Annotated in this window: 13 protein-coding genes; 10 read left to right on the top strand and 3 right to left on the bottom strand. The window is 64.7% G+C overall.

Annotated elements, in window-relative coordinates:
* The first annotated feature begins 320 nt into the window (after positions 1 to 320).
* The 5 genes from rnc (at position 321) to acpS (ending at position 4,296) form a co-directional block, all read left to right on the top strand.
* Positions 321 to 1,013 (top strand): ribonuclease III, encoded by a 693-nt coding sequence (rnc, locus tag MSG32_RS09630; protein WP_043331866.1) that lies wholly within the window; start codon positions 321 to 323, stop codon positions 1,011 to 1,013.
* Between the two features lie 92 nt (positions 1,014 to 1,105).
* Positions 1,106 to 2,050, top strand: coding sequence for a GTPase Era (gene era, locus MSG32_RS09625; RefSeq protein WP_052384345.1), 945 nt, complete (start codon positions 1,106 to 1,108; stop codon positions 2,048 to 2,050).
* A 203-nt stretch (positions 2,051 to 2,253) separates the two neighbouring features.
* On the top strand, positions 2,254 to 2,970 hold the full coding sequence (gene recO / locus MSG32_RS09620; protein WP_248379275.1) for a DNA repair protein RecO: 717 nt from the start codon (positions 2,254 to 2,256) through the stop codon (positions 2,968 to 2,970).
* Between the two features lie 121 nt (positions 2,971 to 3,091).
* Positions 3,092 to 3,922, top strand: coding sequence for a pyridoxine 5'-phosphate synthase (pdxJ, locus tag MSG32_RS09615; RefSeq protein ID WP_054554985.1), 831 nt, complete (start codon positions 3,092 to 3,094; stop codon positions 3,920 to 3,922).
* A complete protein-coding gene (acpS, locus tag MSG32_RS09610) occupies positions 3,919 to 4,296 on the top strand; it encodes a holo-ACP synthase (RefSeq protein WP_216059790.1) in 378 nt (125 codons plus the stop codon). The genes pdxJ and acpS overlap by 4 nt, the downstream gene beginning before the upstream one ends.
* 125 nt (positions 4,297 to 4,421) lie before the next feature.
* Here acpS and MSG32_RS09605 read toward each other — a convergent pair whose 3' ends face one another.
* Positions 4,422 to 7,646, bottom strand: coding sequence for a hybrid sensor histidine kinase/response regulator (locus MSG32_RS09605; RefSeq protein ID WP_248379274.1), 3,225 nt, complete (start codon positions 7,644 to 7,646; stop codon positions 4,422 to 4,424).
* A gap of 221 nt (positions 7,647 to 7,867) precedes the next feature.
* On the opposite strand from MSG32_RS09605, the gene cysM reads away from it, so the two are divergent.
* The 5 genes from cysM to ppc all read left to right on the top strand — a co-directional run bounded on the left by cysM (position 7,868) and on the right by ppc (position 16,530).
* Positions 7,868 to 8,854, top strand: coding sequence for a cysteine synthase CysM (cysM, locus tag MSG32_RS09600; RefSeq protein WP_107335311.1), 987 nt, complete (start codon positions 7,868 to 7,870; stop codon positions 8,852 to 8,854).
* A complete protein-coding gene (locus MSG32_RS09595) occupies positions 8,854 to 10,257 on the top strand; it encodes an RsmD family RNA methyltransferase (RefSeq protein WP_248379273.1) in 1,404 nt (467 codons plus the stop codon). The genes cysM and MSG32_RS09595 overlap by 1 nt, the downstream gene beginning before the upstream one ends.
* 56 nt (positions 10,258 to 10,313) lie before the next feature.
* Entirely contained in the window at positions 10,314 to 12,578 is a 2,265-nt protein-coding gene (relA, locus tag MSG32_RS09590; RefSeq protein ID WP_043331860.1) for a GTP diphosphokinase, read from the top strand.
* Positions 12,575 to 13,549 (top strand): nucleoside triphosphate pyrophosphohydrolase, encoded by a 975-nt coding sequence (gene mazG / locus MSG32_RS09585; RefSeq protein WP_282460324.1) that lies wholly within the window; start codon positions 12,575 to 12,577, stop codon positions 13,547 to 13,549. The genes relA and mazG overlap by 4 nt, the downstream gene beginning before the upstream one ends.
* A gap of 332 nt (positions 13,550 to 13,881) precedes the next feature.
* Positions 13,882 to 16,530 carry a phosphoenolpyruvate carboxylase gene (ppc, locus tag MSG32_RS09580; protein ID WP_043331859.1) on the top strand — a complete coding sequence of 883 codons (2,649 nt, stop codon included), beginning with the start codon at positions 13,882 to 13,884 and terminating at the stop codon, positions 16,528 to 16,530.
* A 202-nt stretch (positions 16,531 to 16,732) separates the two neighbouring features.
* Here ppc and MSG32_RS09575 read toward each other — a convergent pair whose 3' ends face one another.
* Together MSG32_RS09575 and pcp are read right to left on the bottom strand one after the other, a co-directional pair.
* Positions 16,733 to 17,779 (bottom strand): asparaginase, encoded by a 1,047-nt coding sequence (locus MSG32_RS09575; protein ID WP_213115076.1) that lies wholly within the window; start codon positions 17,777 to 17,779, stop codon positions 16,733 to 16,735.
* Positions 17,780 to 17,881: 102 nt separating this feature from the next.
* Positions 17,882 to 18,541, bottom strand: a complete 660-nt coding sequence (pcp, locus tag MSG32_RS09570) for a pyroglutamyl-peptidase I (protein ID WP_248379272.1) — start codon at positions 18,539 to 18,541, stop codon at positions 17,882 to 17,884.
* Positions 18,542 to 18,597: the final 56 nt, after the last annotated feature.

Below are 18,597 nucleotides of genomic sequence, written 5' to 3'. Positions count from 1 at the left end.
GCCGAGAGGCGGCCCGGTCGTGTCTGGCAGGGCCACATTGGCCCGCCGGCCTTATCAGTGCGGATTTTCGACATGGGACGATGCGTCGTGCCTGCCATGTCAACCTGCTGTTCATCATGTCGGACCCGTGGCCACAAGCTTGCGGGCAGCGCGGCTGACGAATATCGGATTGGGATGGTGGCAATCGGCAACTCCTCAAGCCGCGTAGGCTTCGGGCATCGCGGACATGTCGAAGACGACAGGCATCAGCCAGCATGACTGATGCACCATTCGACAGGACGCCCGCGGGCGTCAGCGACAAAAAGAGAGTAGGGAGACCTGTGAGTAGCCCGCTGAATGCCTTTGTAAAGCGTATCGGCCACACCTTCGAGGATGCGAGCCTGCTGGAACTGGCTCTGACCCATCGAAGCTATGGTGGCCAGAACAATGAGCGTCTCGAATTTCTTGGCGATTCCATCGTCAACTTCGTGATCGCCGAAGCGCTGTTCCTGCGCTTCCCCCAGGCACGTGAAGGCCAGCTGTCACGCCTGCGTGCGCGTCTGGTCAAGGGCCAGACCCTCGCGGAGCTGGCGCGTGAATTCAATCTCGGCGAGAACCTGCGTCTGGGCTCCGGTGAGATGAAAAGCGGCGGTCACCGTCGCGAGTCCATTCTGGCCGATGCCGTGGAAGCCGTGATCGGCGCCATCTATCTGGACGCCGGCATGCAGGTGGCGCGTGAACACGTGCTGCGCTGGTACGCCACCCGTCTTGAAGCACTGAATCTTCAGGACACCCAGAAAGACCCCAAGACGCGTCTGCAGGAATTTCTGCAATCGCGTCAGGCGGCACTGCCGCGTTATGAGGTGACCAGCGTCGAAGGCGAAGCGCATTCGCAGACCTTCAGCGTCGATTGCCACGTCGAGATGATCGACACCAAGACCACAGGCGTCGGCTCCAGCCGCCGTCATGCTGAACAGCAGGCGGCCGAGTTCGCGCTGCAACTGCTCGAACCTGCCCGCGGAGGCCGCTCATGAGCCATACCCCAGAAGACAACGTCACCCCGAGCGGCGACGCCCCTGATCACTCCACTGATAACGGCGCCGGCACGCCGGATGCCCTCGAGGGCATGCTGGCCGCCGCCGGTGTCAGCGATCAGCCGCTGCCGGACACCCGCTGTGGCTTCGTCGCCATCGTCGGTCGCCCGAATGTCGGCAAGTCGACGCTGATGAACCACATCCTGGGCCAGAAGGTCTCGATCACCTCGCGTCGTCCGCAGACCACGCGTCACCAGGTGATGGGTATCCACACCGAAGAGGGCACCCAGTGCGTCTTCGTCGATACCCCGGGGATCCACATCATGCAGCGCGATCGCAACAAGGCGATCAACCGCTTCATGAACCAGGCCGCCACCCAGGCGCTGCGTGATGTCGATGCCGTCGTCTTCATCGTCGACCGCACCCGCTGGATGGAAGAAGACCAGATCGTGCTCGAGAAGCTGGCCCACGTGAAGGCGCCGGTGATCCTGGTGGTCAACAAGATCGATTGGCTCAAGGACAAGACCACCCTCGCGCCCTGGCTGCAGAGCCTGCAGGAGCGTCGTGACTTCGCGGCCATCATTCCGATGTCGGCCAAGAACGGCACCAACATCGATCTGCTGCTCGAGAACGTGATGAAGCGTCTGCCGCAGGGCGAGCACATGTTCGCGGACGACCAGATCACCAACAAGAGCTCTCGCTTCCTGGCCTCCGAGCTGGTGCGCGAGAAGGTGATGCGTCAGCTGGGCGACGAACTGCCCTACCAGATGACCGTCGAGATCGAGGAATTCAAGACCGATCAGCGCGGCACCCTGCACATCAGCGCGCTGATGATGGTCGAGCGTCAGGGTCAGAAGAAGATCCTGATCGGCGAGAACGGTGAGCGCATCAAGAACATCGGCCGTGAAGCGCGTCTCGAGATGGAGCGTGCCTTCGACGCCAAGGTCATGCTGAACCTGTGGGTCAAGGTCAAGCGTGGCTGGTCGGATGACGAGCGTGCCCTGAAGAGTCTGGGTTACACCCACGACAAGGACTGACGACGTCGCGCGAGCGGTGCAGGGCGGTGGCGACTCCGAAGGGTCGCGACTGCCATGTGCTGCCCGTCGCTGATCCGATGTTCTCGCGGCCTCTGTCGCGCACCGCCTGGCCCTGTCCAGGCGGTCTCGTTTCTTGCCAGCCCCTCTGCCAGTCCTTCTGCCAGCTTTTTTTGCCAAGCCACCGTCTGACGTGAGCCTGCCTGATGACGCCGCAACCGGCCTTCCTGCTGCATCGCAAGCCTTACCGTGAAACCAGTGCCATCATCGAATTGCTGACCCTCGAACACGGACGGGTGCGCGCGGTGGCGCGTGGCGTTCAGCGCCCGGGCAGCAAGGCGCGTGCACGACTGCAGCCGTTCACGCCCTTGCATGTCACCTGGCGTGGTGAGAGCGATCTCAAGACTCTCAACCTGATGGAGACCGGCGGCAGCGCCAGTCTGCTGGCGGGCGAGGGGCTGCTGTGCGGGTTCTACGCCAATGAGCTTTTGACCCGCACGCTGCCGGTGGAAATGCCGGTGCCGGAGCTGTTCGCGCTCTACTCGCTGACATTGGATGAGGTGGCGCTGCCCGCCAGACGCGCCCCCGCGCTCAGGCGGCTCGAGTACAGCCTGCTGGAAGCGCTGGAACAACTGCCGCAGTTTCGCGCTCTGGATGACAGCCTGCTGATGCCGGATGTGCGCTATGACTATGTGGTCAGTGAACGTCGCTTTCAGGCGCAGCCGCCAGGCGCGGCGGGCATCGAAGGGCGGGCCCTGAAGTTGCTGGCCAGCGAAGACTGGGGCCATCCAGGGCTTGCCCGCGAGAGCCTGTGGCTGGCGCGACGTGCGCTGGCGCCGCTGCTGGGGGACCGTCCGCTGCGTTCGCGCGAGTTGATGATGCAGCTGACGGCCAGGCGGCGTCAGAGTCGTCAGTCCGACTGACGTCATCAGGCGTGGCGACACTGTCCGGCTGCGGCGTGACGCATGATAGTATTGCGCGACCTGTCTTCGGCATGGCCCTCGTCGCCATGCCTGTTCTCTTGTTCATCGTTAGGAGCTGATCATGCATCCGCTGCGCATCCTGCTCGGGGTCAACATCGACCACATCGCCACACTGCGTCAGGCGCGTGGTACCCGCTATCCGGACCCGGTCCAGGCCGCGCTGGTCGCGGAAGAGGCGGGTGCCGACGGTATCACCGTGCACCTGCGTGAAGACCGTCGCCACATCCAGGAGCGCGACGTGCGCATTCTGGCCGAGGTGCTCAACACGCGCATGAACCTCGAGATGGCCGTCAGCGAAGAGATGCTGGCGCTGGCCGAGGAAGTCCAGCCGGCCAACGTGTGTCTGGTGCCGGAAAAGCGCGAAGAGCTGACCACCGAAGGCGGACTGGATGTCGCCGGTGATCTGGCGCGCATCACCGCCGCCTGCGAGCGTCTGGCAGCGGCGGGCTGTGAAGTCTCGCTGTTCATCGACCCGGAGCCGGAGCAGATTCGTGCCGCCTTCGAAGCCGGTGCGCCGGTCATCGAGCTGCATACCGGTGCCTATGCCGATGCCACGGGCGAGACGGCGCGTGTCGAGTTCGAGCGCATCGCGGCCGCCGCGGAACTGGCCAACGAGCTGGGGCTGGTGGTCAATGCCGGTCACGGCCTCAACTATCACAACGTCGAGGCGATCGCGGGTATCTCCGGGCTCAACGAGCTGAACATCGGTCACGCGATCATCGCGCGCGCCATGTTCGTCGGTCTGAAGGAGGCCGTCATCGAGATGAAGCGTCTGTGTATCGCAGGCCAGGAAGCGGGCCTGATGGCCGCGCTGGATGCGCATGACCATGACCATGACCACGAACACGGTGATGACCATGAGCATGTGCAGGGCTCAGGCTGCTGCGGATGATCGTCGGCATAGGCACGGACATCGCGCGTATCGAGCGCTTCGAGGCAGGCATGGCGCGCCACGGCGAGCGCTTTGCGCGCCGACTGCTGGGGGAAGAGGAGCTGGCGCGCTTTGCCGATCACCCTCAGCCGGCGGCCTTTCTGGCCAAGCGTTTCGCGGCCAAGGAAGCCTTCGTCAAGGCGCTGGGCACCGGCCTGCGTCAGGGCATGCGCTTCACCCAGATTCAGGTGGTCAACGACGCCCTGGGCAAGCCCTCGCTCAAGCTGTCTGACGAGGCGGAAGCCCTGACCGCGCGGGCGGGTATCCGCCATCTGCATGTGTCGATCAGTGATGAGCGTGATCAGGCCATCGCCTTCGTGGTGCTGGAGCGTTAGCCCTATTCGGTCTGGCTCTGTATCGCGCCTGTGAACACGGCGCTCGATACGACAACGCCACCCCTGCCTCGCGGCAGCGGGTGGCGTTGTCGTTTGTGCAGGGCTGGTCTTTCAGGGCTGGTCTTTCAGGGCTGGTTTTTGGACTGTGGCTCGCTCGTCTGTGGCTTGCTTACCGATGATGAGCCTGTGTCGGATGGCTCAGCCGGTGCGTCCGAGGGCGCGGGGGAGGACGAGGGTGAGGTCTCGGCAGGGGACGCTGTCGGCGTCTCACCCGCGGGACTGGCCGGTTCAAGCGGCGCGGCGAGCAAGGCCTTGGCCTCGTCGCTGTGCGACCACTGGATCAGGCTGTCGATGGCCGCGAACAGGGCATCGACATCCTCTTCCAGTTGCGACAGGCCGCTGACGCGGATGCGGGTCTCCAGTGCCTCCACCAGCAGTGCCAGGCGTGGCACGCCACAGTAGCGGCAGGCGCCGTTGAGATAATGCACGCCATCGAGCATCGCCTCGTTGTCACGCGCCTGCCAGGCGCGGCGGATCCTGGCCTCGCTCTCCGGCAGGCTCTCGATCAACAGCCCCAGCATCTCCAGAGCCAGGGCCTCGCGGCCACCGGCCATCTCCACGCCCAGCGCCATGTCGACCACCGGCAGGTCGGCGTCCTGCTCCAGGCTGAGCTGACTCTTCGCGGCAGAGCGGGGCAGTGGCGCTACCGGCGATGAGGACTCGGCCTGGTTGGAAGCGTCTTTCACTCCCGGCGGCAAGGCAGTCGTCGCCTGACTGCGAGCAGGGCTGCGCGCTTGGTTGCGTTCTGGACTGCGCGATTGGCTGCGAGCAGGGCTGCGCGATTGGCTGGATGACCGCGCGGCCTGCGGCGGCGGGTTCAGCGAAATGCCCAGATGACGGCTGAGCAGGTTGGCCAGCAGGCCCTCGTCGATGGGCTTGATCAGGTAATCATCCATGCCTTCCGCCAACAGCTCTCGCCGTTCATGCGCCAGTGCATGGGCGGTGAGGGCGATCACCGGCAGGTGGCGGTTGCCCTCGCGATGTTGATGGCGCAGCGCCTTGGTGGCTTCCAGCCCGTTCATGCCCGGCATCTGGATATCCATCAGGACGGCATCCACGACCTGTTCCTGAGCCAGCGCCAGCGCCTCTTCGCCACTCTGGGCGGCCAGAGTGTCCAGCCCCATGTCGGTCAACAGCTCCTCGGCCAACAGGCGGTTGGAGGGGTTGTCGTCGACCACCATCACGCACTTGCGAGGCTGCGCAGGCGTTTCCTGGCTCGCAGGCTGGGCGGTGAGCTCAGACCGCGGGCCGGCCGGTGGGGACTTGACAGGCGTGGCGCTCGCGGCAGGCGTGCTGGCTGGCGTGGCGTTCGCATCAGATGTGGCGGTCGGCTTGGCGGCTGGCGCCGTGCTTGCGTCCTGCTCGCGTGTGGCCGGCTCGAACGAGGTGAAGGAGGCGCTGCGCGGCGCCTGAGTCGGGTCGCGGTGAGGTGAATGCAGCAGATTGGCCAGCTTGTGACGCATCTGCAGGCGTGTGACCGGCTTGCTGACCACCTCGTCGATGCCGTACTGCTGCAGGTTCTCGGCGTCGGCGGGCAGGGGCGCGTTCAGCAGACCCAGCACGCGACACGGCAGATGCTTGAGGCGTGCGCCCCATTCATCCAGCCGCTTGAGGTCACGGCTCTCCAGCGCGACCACCACCAGGTCCGGCTGCTCTTCGATACCGACCAGCGTCAGTGACCAGCGGGTCAGCAGGTAACTCAGGGCGCGACGGGTGGCCGAGTGCGGCTCGATCAGGCAGATGCGTTGATGATCGAACACGACTTCGCGCGGGCGCTCCTCGATGCTGCTTACCGCCACCGGCACGCTGAACAGGAAGGTGGAGCCGTGGCCGGGCAGGCTGTCGACCTGGATCTCGCCGCCCATCTGCTCGACCAGTCGCTTGGAGATCATCAGCCCCAGGCCGGTGCCGCCGAACTGACGGGCCCGTGACGGGTCTCCCTGCGAGAAGGCCTGGAACAGGCGATTGCGCTGGGCGCTGTCCATGCCGATGCCGGTGTCTGCCACCGCGATCTTGAGGCGGGTGTTGCTGCCGGAGAGGTCATCCACCATCACGCGCACGATGACTTCGCCGCGCTCGGTGAACTTGACGGCATTGGCGACCAGATTCGTCACCACCTGCTTGATGCGCAGCGGGTCGCCCTCGAAGCGCTGCGGTACGTCGTCATAGACAAGCCCGAGCAGATGCAGATGCTTGCGATGGGCCTCCGGGGCATGCATGGCGAGCACTTCCTCGATCAGCGGCTCGATGTCCATCTGGACCTTCTCGAGCTCGAGCTTGCCGGCTTCGATCTTGGAGAAGTCGAGAATGTCATTGATCAATGACATCAGGCTCGAGGAGGCATTCTGCATGTGGCCCAGCCAGTCGCGCTGGCGGTTGTCCAGATCACTGCGCCCCAGCAGGTTGCTGAAGCCGATGATGCCGTTGAGCGGCGTGCGGATCTCATGGCTCATGTTGGCCAGGAATTCCGACTTGATGCGGTTGGCTTCCAGCGCCTTGCGGCGCGCCATGTCGAGCTCGATGTTCTTGATCTCGACGGTTTCCATCGACTCGTGCAGGTCCTGGGTGGTCTGTTCGATCTGGTCCTGCATGTCCTCGCGGGCGCGCTTGAGCTGCTCGACGCTGCGGTTGTAGTTCTCGGCCAGCTCGCTGAGGTCGTCATTGCCTGCCACCGGCAGCTGGCGGTGAGTCTCGCCGCGCGCCAGGCAGGTGAGGGCCTCGCCCAGTTCATGCAGTGGTTGCAGCATGCGGCGCGAGCCATGGAAAGCCAGCAGCAGCAGCGCCAGCCCGAAGACCAGATTGGCCAGCCCGTAGCCGACCAGCAGCTGGTAGCGATGCAGCACCAGGCGGGTGTCGGAGGCCTCCAGCACCAGCCATGACATCTGCTCGCCGCGTTGCGTCTCGCGCCACGGGTCGATGACCGGCATCACCATCACCAGCGAGTCCGGGTCCGAGGGGTAGGCCTGACTCTCGACCAGCGTGCTGGTTTCCGGGCGCTGGCTGGGGCCGAGATGCAACAGGGCGCCGCCGTTGGCGGTGCGCAGCGTCAGGGCGCGCACGTCACGCTGGTCGATCAGCATCTGGGCCTGCTCGTGCAGGCGCTGGTCGTCAGCGGCGAGGGCGGCGTTGGCCATGCCCGGCATGATGGCCTGCATGCTGGCCTGCAGGCGCTCCATCATGGCCAGGCGCTCACCGCTGATCTCGCGGTCCACCGCATACAGGCTGAACATCAGGCTGGTGGCGAGGGGCAGCAGCAAGAGGGCAAGCTGGAATCGGGTACGAAGCAGCATGGCAATCCATCGTCAAAGGGCGAACGAGCATCAGCGGCAAGCATACCTCGCGCTCTTGAGCGAAGCGATGGCGAGCGCCCTGACAGGGCTGGGCGGGAGCGATATACTGCGCGCATCATCTACACCCCGACGCGGCCCCCCGTTCGTCCTTGGTCCCGATGTCAGCGCCTGACCGCTGTCATTCGGCTGTCCGGGCGCGGCGTCTCTGGAGTCTGCCTCTCATGTCTCATCTCAGCGAAACCCCCGGTGACGCCACCCCTGGCGCGTCCGATTATCCCAGTCTTGCAGATGTCGTCGGCAATACGCCGCTGGTGCGCCTGACGCGCATCACCGCAGGCCGCAACAATGTGCTGCTGGCCAAGCTGGAGGGTCACAACCCCGCCGGTTCGGTCAAGGATCGTCCGGCGCTTTCCATGTTCCAGGAGGCGGAAGCGCGCGGCGAGATCTCTCCCGGCGATACCCTGATCGAAGCGACTTCCGGCAATACCGGCATCGCGCTGGCCATGACGGCGGCCATCAAGGGCTACCGCATGGTGCTGGTGATGCCGGCCAGTGCCTCCAGCGAGCGCAAGCAGGCGATGGGCGCCTACGGGGCCACGCTGATCGAAGCCGATGGCATGGAGCACGCACGGGACCTGGCCGAGGGGATGATCGCGCGTGGCGAGGGCAAGGCGCTGGATCAGTTCGCCAACCAGGACAATCCGCTGTCGCATTACCGCACCACCGGGCCGGAACTCTGGCAGCAGACCCATGGGCGCATCACGCACTTCGTGTCCTCGATGGGCACCACCGGCACCATCATGGGCACCTCGCGCTATCTGAAGGAGCAGAATCCGGCCATCGAGATCGTCGGCCTGCAACCTGCCGAAGGCGCCAGCATCGCGGGTATCCGTCGCTGGCCTGCCGAGTATCTGCCGCGGATCTTCGATGCCTCCCGCATCGACCGCACGCTGGATATCGGTCAGCACGAAGCCGAAGTCTGCATGCGCCGCCTGGCGCGCGAAGAAGGCATTCTGGCCGGTGTCTCCTCCGGCGGTGCGCTGGCGGGCGCGCTCAAGCTCGCCGAGCAGGTCGAGAATGCGGTCATCGTGTTCATCGTCTGTGACCGGGGAGACCGCTATCTCTCGACAGGCCTCTATACCCAGGACGACGACATGACTCAGCAGGACACGCCCCACAATGAAGCCGTCGCAGGGGAGCGTTCCTGATGGCGCTGCTCGGACAGAAGCGACCGGCGCGCAAGCCGACCCGTCGCGAGAAGGAAGTGGCCAGCCGTGGCACCCGCAATGCCAGCGATGCCGACAGCCAGTGGCTGACGGTCGACCGCCTGGCCCATGACGGGCGCGGCATCGCCCATGACGAGAGCGGCAAGACCCAGTTCATCGATCAGGCCCTGCCCGGCGAGCGCGTGACACTGGCCATCCACCGCACCCACAAGCGCTTCAATGAGGCGCATGTGCGTGCACGTGACAACGCGGCTGACAGTCGCGTGACGCCGCCCTGTGCCTATTTCGGCAGCTGTGGCGGCTGTGATCTGCAGCATATGGCGCTGGATGCACAACGCACCCATAAGGTGCAGGTGTTGGGCGAACATGCGACACGCAATGGCGTGACGCTGCCCGAGATTCAGCCGCTGGGCGATGAGGAAAGCCGTTATCGCCGCCGCGCGCGTATCGGCGTACGCGTGACCGATGCCGGTGAGTTGCAGTTCGGCTTCCGGGGACGCGGCAGCAACCAGCTGGTCGATATCACCACCTGCAGCGTGTTGGTGCCGGAGCTGGATCGCCTGCTCGCGCCGCTGCGTGAGCTGATCGAAAGCCTCGAGGCACCCAAGCGTCTGGGCCATCTGGAGCTGACCGCTGCCGAAGGGCAGGTCATCGTGGTGGTGCGCCAGCTCAAGGCGGTGCCGCGTGATGCGCAGCGCTGGCAGGCCTTCGCCGAGCAGCATGGCCTGGTGGTCGGCTGGCGGGTCGGACGTGATCCGGTGGTGCTGGAGTGGCTGTCGGGCACGCCGAACGCCGCGTATTCACTGAATATCGGCGCAACGACGCTGCGTCTTGCCTTCTCGCCGGGCGACTTCGTGCAGGTCAATGCGGCGCTCAATCAGCGCCTGATCGACACCGCCTTCGAATGGCTGGGCGACGTCAGCGGCCTCAAGGTGATGGATCTCTACGCCGGTGTCGGCAACCTGACCCTGGCGGCTGCCGCGGCCGGCGCCATTGAGGTGACGGGCATCGAGGGCAGTCAGGGCATGGTCGATCAGCTGATGGTCAATGCCGAAGCCAACGGACTGGCTCAGGTGAGTGCACGTCGAGCGGACCTGAGCAAGGCCCTGCCGTTACTCGAGGGTATCGACCTTCTGGTACTAGACCCGCCGCGTGATGGCGCTCAGCCTCTCTGCGAGGAGCTGGCACGTGATCTGCATGCTGGGAGGGTCAGCCGAGTGCCGCAGCGTGTGCTGTACATCGCCTGTGACCCGACCACGTTGATGCGTGATGCACGGCTGTTGCAGGACGCCGGTTATCGCGTCACGCGTGCCCTGATGGCGGACATGTTCGTTCACACGGCACATCTGGAATCGATGCTGCTGCTGGAGCGGGCGGAAGACTGAGGCGGTGCCCTCGGGCACTGTCATCAAGATGGCAAGATATTCAAGGACATAGGGTCATGGTCAAGGTGCGCGAAGATCAGCCGCTGACCGATAGCGGTGGTGTGGACATCCCGGTGTGGGTCGCGCGACTGCGCGAGGAAGTCCCGTCGGTGAATGCCGAGGTCATGGTGCAGGCCTGTGAAGTGGCGCTCAAGGTGGCGCGCGAGGCGGACGCCCGCGGTGACAAGCCGTGGCGCGAACCGCTGCGCAGTTTCCGTTTCAGTCTCGAGATGGCCGACATCCTGTCGGAACTCAAGCTCGACCAACCGGCGCTGGTCGCGGCCGTGCTCTATCGCGCGGTGCGTGAAGGGCATCTGGGGCTTGAGGCCATCGAGAAGCATTTCGGCAAGGAAGTGGCCCGCCTGATCGATGGCGTGCTCAACATGGCCGCCATCAGTCAGCTGCAGGCGCCGAGTCATGGCATGGCGCAGCATGACCAGCAGGACAACCTGCGCAAGATGCTGGTGTCGATGATCGATGACGTGCGCATCGCGCTGATCAAGATCGCCGAACGTACCGTTGCCCTGCGTCACGTCAAGGATGCCCCGCGCGAGAAGCGCATGCGCGTGGCCAGCGAAGTCTTCGATATCTACGGGCCGCTGGCGCACCGCCTGGGCATCGGTCAGCTCAAGTGGGAGCTGGAGGACCTGTCCTTCCGATACCGCGAGGAGGATGAATACAAGACCATCGCCAAGCAGCTGTCCGAGAAGCGCCTGGAGCGTGAGCACTACATCGCCGACCTGCTGGTCGAGATGCGCACTCTGATGAGCGAGCAGGGCATCAAGCATTTCGATGTCGCGGGCCGCGCCAAGCACATCTACTCCATCTGGCGGAAGATGAAGATCAAGCGCATCGCCTTCTCCCAGGTGTATGACGTGCGCGCGGTACGGATTCTGGTCGGCACCGTCAGCGATTGCTACACGGCGCTGGGGATCGTCCACTCGCGCTGGCACCACGTGCCGCATGAGTTTGACGACTACATCGCCAACCCCAAGAAGAATGGCTACCAGTCGCTGCACACTGCGGTGGTGGGGCCGAGCAACAAGGTCATCGAGATCCAGATCCGTACCTTCGACATGCACGAGGAGGCGGAGCTGGGCGTCTGTGCCCACTGGCGTTACAAGGGCCACGATGTCGGTCACAAGAGTCGCAGCTACGAGGACAAGATCGCCTGGTTGCGTCAGGTGCTCGAGTGGCAGGACGAAGTCGGCGAGAACGGCGGCCAGGAGGCGATCCGTCAGGGGCTGAGCTCCGACGTCGCGCCGGACCGCATCTACGTCTTCACGCCGGAGGGGCATGTCATCGACCTGCCCAAGATCGCCACGCCGATCGACTTCGCCTACCGCGTGCATACCGAGGTCGGCCATCGCTGCCGGGGTGCCAAGGTCGACGGGCGCATCGTGCCGCTGACCTACAAGCTCAAGACCGGCCAGCAGGTCGAGATCCTGACCGCCACCAAGGGTGGCCCGAGCCGCGACTGGCTCAACCCGAATCTGGGCTACGTGCGCACCTCGCGGGCCCGCGCCAAGATCCAGACCTGGTTCAAGCTGCAGGCACGCGATCAGAACGTCGATGAGGGCAAGGCGCTGCTCGAGAAGGAATTCTCGCGGCTGGCGCTGGAGAATCTCGACCGCGACAAGCTGGCCAACGCCGTCAATTACCCGACGCGTGATGACATGTACGCCGCCATCGGTGCGGGCGATCTGCGCGTCGGCCAGGTGCTGCACCAGGCCCAGCAGCTGTTCGGTGATACCGATGATCAGGAGCAGCTCGAGCGTCTGCTGCGCCAGCGCAAGCCGCAGGGCAAGGAAAAGCCCGACGCCGTCATGGTGCTGGGGGTCGGCAATCTGAAGACCACCATGGCCAACTGCTGTCACCCGGTACCGGGCGATCAGATCGCCGGTTTCATCACCCAGGGGCGCGGCGTGACCGTGCACCGTCAGGACTGCCCGAACCTGATCCAGCTGCGCTCGGACGAGCCGCGTCGCATCGTCGATGTCGACTGGGGCCAGCGTTCGCGCAACCAGTATCCGGTCGATATCGAGATCCAGGCCTGGGACCGCTCCGGTCTGCTGCGTGATGTCACCAACGTGCTGAGCGGCGACAAGGTCAACGTGCTGTCGGTGAACACGCGCACCGATCAGCTCGACAACATCGCCACGCTCAAGATCACGCTGGAAGTCGAGAATCTCGATGTGCTGGGGCGCGTGTTCGCCCGCATCCAGCAGCTGCCCAACATCATCGACGTCAAGCGCCTGCGGGTCGGAGGCGACAAGGCATGAGGCTGGAGTCTGGTGAAAGTCGGGAACCTGGCGAAGAGACGGCCACGCCAGTCGATACGCGCTACACCCTCGATGACCTGCTGACCCTGATGGCCGTGCTGCGTGACCCGCAGTACGGCTGCCCGTGGGACAGCCGCCAGGATTACGCGAGCCTGGTGCCGCACTCCCTGGAGGAGGCCTATGAGGTCGCCGATGTCATCGAGCGCGCCGCGGCCGATGCCAGCGTGCTCGAGGAGCTGCCGGCGGAACTGGGTGACCTGCTGTTTCAGGGCGTCTTCTACGCCCAGATCGCCAGCGAGCAGCAACACTTCGATTTCCGCGACGTGATCCATGTGCTGACCGAGAAGATGCTGCACCGCCATCCACATGTCTTCCCGGATGGCACGCTCGCGTCGCGTCGTGAAGGCATCGCCACTCATGAGGTCGACGAAGGCTCGCTCAACGCCCAGTGGGAGTCGCTCAAGCAGCAGGAGATCGCTGACGCGCCTGCCAGCCAGACTGCCGGCGACAGTGTGCTGGATGGCGTGCCACTTGGCCTGCCGGCGCTGACACGGGCGGCCAAGCTCTCGAAGAAGGCCGCGCGTTCGGGCTTTGACTGGCCGGACACGAGTGGCGTGCTGGCCAAGATTCGTGAGGAACTCGGCGAGGTCGAGGAAGCTCTGGCCGAGGGTGATACGGCCCATGCGCGCGAGGAGGTCGGGGACCTGCTGTTCGCGGTGGTCAATCTCGCGCGCACTCTCAAGGCGGACCCGGAGCAGATGCTGCGCGCCACCAATGCGCGCTTCGAATCACGCTTCCGCCATGTGGAAGCTGCGATCGCCGGGCAAGGGCGCACGCTGGATGAGGCCTCGCTTGCCGAGATGGATGCGCATTGGGATGAGGCCAAGCGCCGGGAGCGTGCGGCTGAGCAGGCGCGACAGGGCGAGAGTGCGACGTCAGCAGCGCGTCCGGTGACGCCGCTGGTTCGGTGATGGAGCGTCGTCGCAGGGTATCGGGAAAAGGGCATTTGGAAAAATGTAGTAAGTTTACGCGATAGTCGGATTGTGGAGCCGAGGCCCGCGGTCGTATGCTGAGGGGAAGCGATCAGGACGCGAGTCTTGTCCTGCTTTCCGGTCTGCTGCGCCGCGGGTCTTTCCGTTTCGCGCCAGTGTCTTCACCAGCGCCAGACCGGTGTCTTCCCTCAGCCGGTTGTCATCAGGTGTCTTTGCGCAATGAGGGAATCTGTTGTCAGCTATCTGACTGTGTGCCCCTGGTGACAGGGGAAGATGACCGCGGCAGCACCGTCACTCCCAAGGAGGGTTTCATGAGTCACGACTTGCATGAATCGTTGCGCGATAACGTGCGTATTCTCGGTGACAACCTCGGCCAGACCATCGCGGCCGACCTCGGCGATGACTTCGTCGCACGCATCGAGCGCATCCGCGCCCTGGCCAAACAGGGCCAGCAGGGCGATCAGGCCGCCCGTCATGAGCTGATCGACTATCTGCGTGATCTGCCGGATGGTGATCTGCTGCCGGTCACCCGGGCGTTCAACCAGTTTCTGAATCTTTCCAACATCGCCGAGCAGCACTACCGTGGCCGCTTCAAGCGCGTCGAGGATTATCGTCCCGGCAGCCAGCCGGACCTCGGCGAGCTGATCACGCGCATTCGCGAGCGTGGCTTCAGTGCGCAGAAGATCGTCGAGGAGCTCTCGGCGATGCGTGTCGAGCTGGTATTGACGGCGCACCCGACGGAAGTCATCCGCCGCACCCTGATCCAGAAATACGATGCCATCGAGGGCTGTCTGACCCAGATGGAAGGCGCCTGTGATCGCCCGGAACAGGCGACCCTCGCGCGTGCACGCCTGACCGAGCTGATCAGCCAGGCCTGGCACACCGACGAGATTCGCCACGAGCGTCCGACGCCGGTAGATGAGGCCAAGTGGGGCTTTGCCACCATCGAGAACTCGCTGTGGCAAGCGGTGCCGGACTTCCACCGTCAGCTTGACGAGATGACGCTGGACGCCGCCGGTGAGCGTCTGCCGCTGGACGCCGCACCGATCTGCTTCGCCTCCTGGATGGGCGGTGACCGCGACGGCAACCCCAATGTCACCGCCAGCGTGACGCGGACCGTGTTGCTGCTGGGACGCTGGATGGCGGCGGACCTTTACCTGCGTGATCTCGAACAGCTCAAGTCGGAGCTGTCGATGTGGAAGTGCACGGCCGCTCTGCGTGCCGAGGCCGGCGATGTGGCCGAACCCTATCGCGAGATCCTGCGCCGCCTGATCCTGCGCATGGAAAGCACGCGTGACTGGGCCAAGGCGGGTCTGGACGGCAAGCGCCATGAAGGTGTCGATATCATCGAGACCCGTGAGCAGCTGTATACGCCGCTGCTGGCCTGCTACCGCTCGCTGTGCGATGTGGGACTGGACACCATCGCCAACGGCGCACTGCTCGACACCCTGCGTCGCGTGGCCTGCTTCGGTGTCACCCTGACCAAGCTCGATATTCGCCAGGAAAGTACGCGTCACGCGCAGGTCTTCGATGAACTGAGTCAGACGCTGGGACTGGGCAGTTATTTCGAGTGGGACGAGCAGCAGCGCTGTGACTTCCTCACCAAGGAGTTGGCTGGCCGTCGCCCGCTGATCCCGCGTCATTGGGAATGCTCCACCGACACGCGCGAGGTGCTGGATACCTTCAAGGTCATCGCGCGCGAGCATCGCGAGGCGCTGGGCACCTACATCATCTCGATGGCCGGTCAGGCCTCCGATGTGCTGGCGGTGGCACTGTTGATGAAGGAGATCGGCGGTGATGTGCGCCTGCCGATCGCGCCGCTGTTCGAGACGCTGGATGATCTGGACCGCTCAGGCCCGGTCATCGACACGCTGCTGGGCATGCCGATCTATCGCGAGCAGGCCGGTGACCGTCAGGAAGTGATGATCGGTTACTCCGACTCCGCCAAGGACGCCGGCCAGCTGGCGGCTGCCTGGGCGCAGTACCGCGCTCAGGAAACGCTGGTGGAAGTCACCAAGCGCCACGGCGTCGAACTGACCCTGTTCCACGGCCGTGGTGGTACGGTCGGTCGTGGTGGCGGCCCGGCGCATGCGGCGATCCTGTCCCAGCCGCCGGGCTCGGTGACCGGCTCGCTGCGCGTTACCGAGCAGGGCGAGATGATTCGCTTCAAGTTCGGTCTGCCCGACATCGCCAGTCGCTCGATGGAGATCTATGTCTGCGCGGTGTTGGAAGCCAGCATGCTGCCGCCGCCGGCACCCAAGCAGCAATGGCGTGACGAGATGGATCGCCTGGCCGGTATCGCGCACAAGGCCTATGTGGGCGTGGTGCGTGAAGACCCGAACTTCGTGCCGTACTTCCGTTCGGTAACGCCGGAAACCGCACTGGCACGCCTGCCGCTGGGCTCACGCCCCGCCAAGCGTCGTCAGGATGGTGGCGTCGAGACGCTGCGTGCGATCCCGTGGATCTTCGCCTGGACCCAGATTCGCCTGATGCTGCCCGCCTGGCTGGGCAGTGGCGAGGCCTTCGCCACACGCATGCAGGAAGAGGGCGGTCTGGAAGTGCTGCGCGAGATGATGAACGACTGGCCGTTCTTCTCCACCTACGTCGACATGCTGGAGATGCTGCTCTCCAAGGCCGATCTCTCGACGGCGGCCTACTACGAGCAGCGTCTGGTCGATGAGCCGGCCCTGAAGGCGCTGGGGCAATCGCTGCGAGATCGTCTCGAGCGTCTGGAGAAGGTGGTGCTGGAGATCCGCGATCAACAGGCACTGCTTGAGCATATGCCGCTGATCCGTCAGGCCATCGATGTGCGCAACCCCTACATCGACCCGCTGCATGGTCTGCAGGCCGAGTTGCTGCAGCGTAACCGCGACGCCGATGGCGCCATCTCCGCCGAGCTGTCACGCGCGCTGATGGTGACCATGGCCGGTATCTCGGCCGGTCTGCGCAACACCGGCTGATCCGGTTGATTCTGTTGATAGTGCGCCTTGGCGTGAAGGATTAGCCAAGGCCTATCAGCGCAAACAGAAAGCCCCGTCAGGCATGCCTGGCGGGGGCTTTCTGTTATCTATCGGTCAACCATGGGGCTGTTAGCGCGCTGATCAGCGGCTAGAATTCAGCGGTCAGTGACAAGAGTGCAGCGACACGCGGGGCCGCCAGGTCTCACAGCAGGCCGCTGGCGCGCTCGCCTACCAAGGGCATCAGGAAGCGTTCCCGCTGCCAGTCCTCATCCTGATCGAGCGCCACCAGATGCAGCAGTTTGGTGAAGGCCGCTTCCAGCGTCATGTCGTCGCCTGATAGCACGCCGACTGTGGCCAGGCCTGCGCCGGCCGCATAGTGGCCGATAGTGACCGGCCCGTGCGGACATTGGCTGATACCGGCCAGCAGCTTGCCTTCGCCACGCGCATCGGCCAACACCCCCAGAAGCTCGCTGTCTTCCGGCAGATTGCCGCTGCCCCACAGCTCCAGCACGGCGCCCTTGACCTCGGGGCGCATCAACTGCACGCGCACGCTCTCGGCGCTGATGCCGGGGTAGAGCGGCAGGCGAATGATGCTGTCCTTGCCGAGGCGGCCATAGTCGGGCAGCTCGAAGGCGGGGCCTTGATCATCCATCAGGCGGCCGGGATAGAGCACGACGCGGTCATCGACCCATTCGCCCAGCAGCGGCGCATTGGGCGTGGTGAAGCCGCGGTGGTCCTGGGTGTACCACTTGCGGGTGCACACGCCACGCAGCAACTGTCCACCGAAGGCGACCACGACTTCATTGAGGGTCGGCTGGGCGGCGGCGGTGAGCGCCAGCTCGACATTGCCCAGCGCGTCACTGTGCTCGGCTTCCAGCGGCAACTGTGCACCACTGACAATCACCGGGCGCGCGGTACCCTTGAGCTGGAAGGCGAGGCTGGAGGCCGTCCAGGCAAGTGTATCGGTGCCCTGCAGGACAACGAAGCCATCGAAGCTGTCGTAGGCGTCCGCGATCTGGCTGGCGATGGTGTGCCAGTCCGCCGGTGTCGCGGAGGAGGAGTCGATCAGCTGCGGAAACTCGCGCAGGGTGAAGGCGGGCAGACGGCCACGACGGCTGGGGGGCAGTTGCTCCAGTGCTGCGCGCAAACGTGCATCGAAGTCACCGGCAGGTACCAGTCCTTGTTCACTTTCCACCATGCCCAGCGTGCCGCCGGTATACAGCACCAGGATGTGCGTCTCGGGAGTCATCGTGTCCACCTGCCAGAAATGGGAAAGCCGGCATTGTAACGCATGCCGGCTTGCAGGGGAGCTGTCGGCGTCGGGCGGTCAGCCGCGACGCGATGGTGGCGCTCAGCTGATATTGCCACCGCCGATACGCGCATCCTCCTGATGGGACATGGCGCTGACGCACATCACCCGTACGCCTTCGAGCATGCTTTCAAGACTCATGGTCGGCAGGCGACCATCGACACTCTGCTCGGGCAGCGCCGGGATATGCACGAAGCCGGAGCGGATGGGGCTATCCGCCAGATGACGCTGCACCCCATAGAACAGGTGGTTGCAGACGAAGGTGCCTGCCGTGTAGGACACGCTGGCGGGAAGGCCCGCCGCTTGGAGGTCGTTGACCATCGCCTTGATCGGCAGGGTGGTGAAGCAGCCGTCCGGGCCGTCGGCCTCGATGGGCTCATCCACCGGCTGGTGGCCGCCGTTGTCCTTGATGCGATAGTCATCCAGGTTGATGGCGACCCGCTCCGGCGTGATGGCGCTGCGACCGCTGGCCTGACCGAGCATGATCACGGTGTCAGGGGCGTGCTCGCCGATGGCCTCGATGACGCTGTCAATCGCGGCGTAGCGTGTCACCGGCACCCGGCAGGTGATGATCTCGAAGCGCTCATCGGGCTGGCCTTGCATGGCCAGTGTCTGGCCGTCCAGTTGTTCGATGATCTTGAGGGCGGGATTGACGCTATCCGTGCCGAAGGGCTCGAAGCCGCAGAGTAGCAGACGACGCATGATGAAATTCCTTGGCTGGCATCGATCACCGCGGGTCACGGCTGGCGGTGATCAAT

Source organism: Cobetia sp. 1CM21F (genome assembly GCF_023161745.1).
GTDB lineage: Bacteria > Pseudomonadota > Gammaproteobacteria > Pseudomonadales > Halomonadaceae > Cobetia > Cobetia amphilecti.
The sequence above is the reverse complement of the archived record's forward strand: the minus strand, read 5'-3'. Positions and strand labels throughout refer to the sequence as shown.

Excerpts from the sequence above, each read along its gene's own strand:
- era (WP_052384345.1), top strand. The coding sequence starts at position 1,106 with ATGCTGGCCGCCGCCGGTGTCAGCGATCAGCCGCTGCCGGACACCCGC.
- recO (WP_248379275.1), top strand. The coding sequence starts at position 2,254 with ATGACGCCGCAACCGGCCTTCCTGCTGCATCGCAAGCCTTACCGTGAA.
- pdxJ (WP_054554985.1), top strand. The coding sequence starts at position 3,092 with ATGCATCCGCTGCGCATCCTGCTCGGGGTCAACATCGACCACATCGCC.
- acpS (WP_216059790.1), top strand. The coding sequence starts at position 3,919 with ATGATCGTCGGCATAGGCACGGACATCGCGCGTATCGAGCGCTTCGAG.
- MSG32_RS09605 (WP_248379274.1), bottom strand. The coding sequence starts at position 7,646 with ATGCTGCTTCGTACCCGATTCCAGCTTGCCCTCTTGCTGCTGCCCCTC.
- cysM (WP_107335311.1), top strand. The coding sequence starts at position 7,868 with ATGTCTCATCTCAGCGAAACCCCCGGTGACGCCACCCCTGGCGCGTCC.
- MSG32_RS09595 (WP_248379273.1), top strand. The coding sequence starts at position 8,854 with ATGGCGCTGCTCGGACAGAAGCGACCGGCGCGCAAGCCGACCCGTCGC.
- relA (WP_043331860.1), top strand. The coding sequence starts at position 10,314 with ATGGTCAAGGTGCGCGAAGATCAGCCGCTGACCGATAGCGGTGGTGTG.
- mazG (WP_282460324.1), top strand. The coding sequence starts at position 12,575 with ATGAGGCTGGAGTCTGGTGAAAGTCGGGAACCTGGCGAAGAGACGGCC.
- ppc (WP_043331859.1), top strand. The coding sequence starts at position 13,882 with ATGAGTCACGACTTGCATGAATCGTTGCGCGATAACGTGCGTATTCTC.
- MSG32_RS09575 (WP_213115076.1), bottom strand. The coding sequence starts at position 17,779 with ATGACTCCCGAGACGCACATCCTGGTGCTGTATACCGGCGGCACGCTG.
- pcp (WP_248379272.1), bottom strand. The coding sequence starts at position 18,541 with ATGCGTCGTCTGCTACTCTGCGGCTTCGAGCCCTTCGGCACGGATAGC.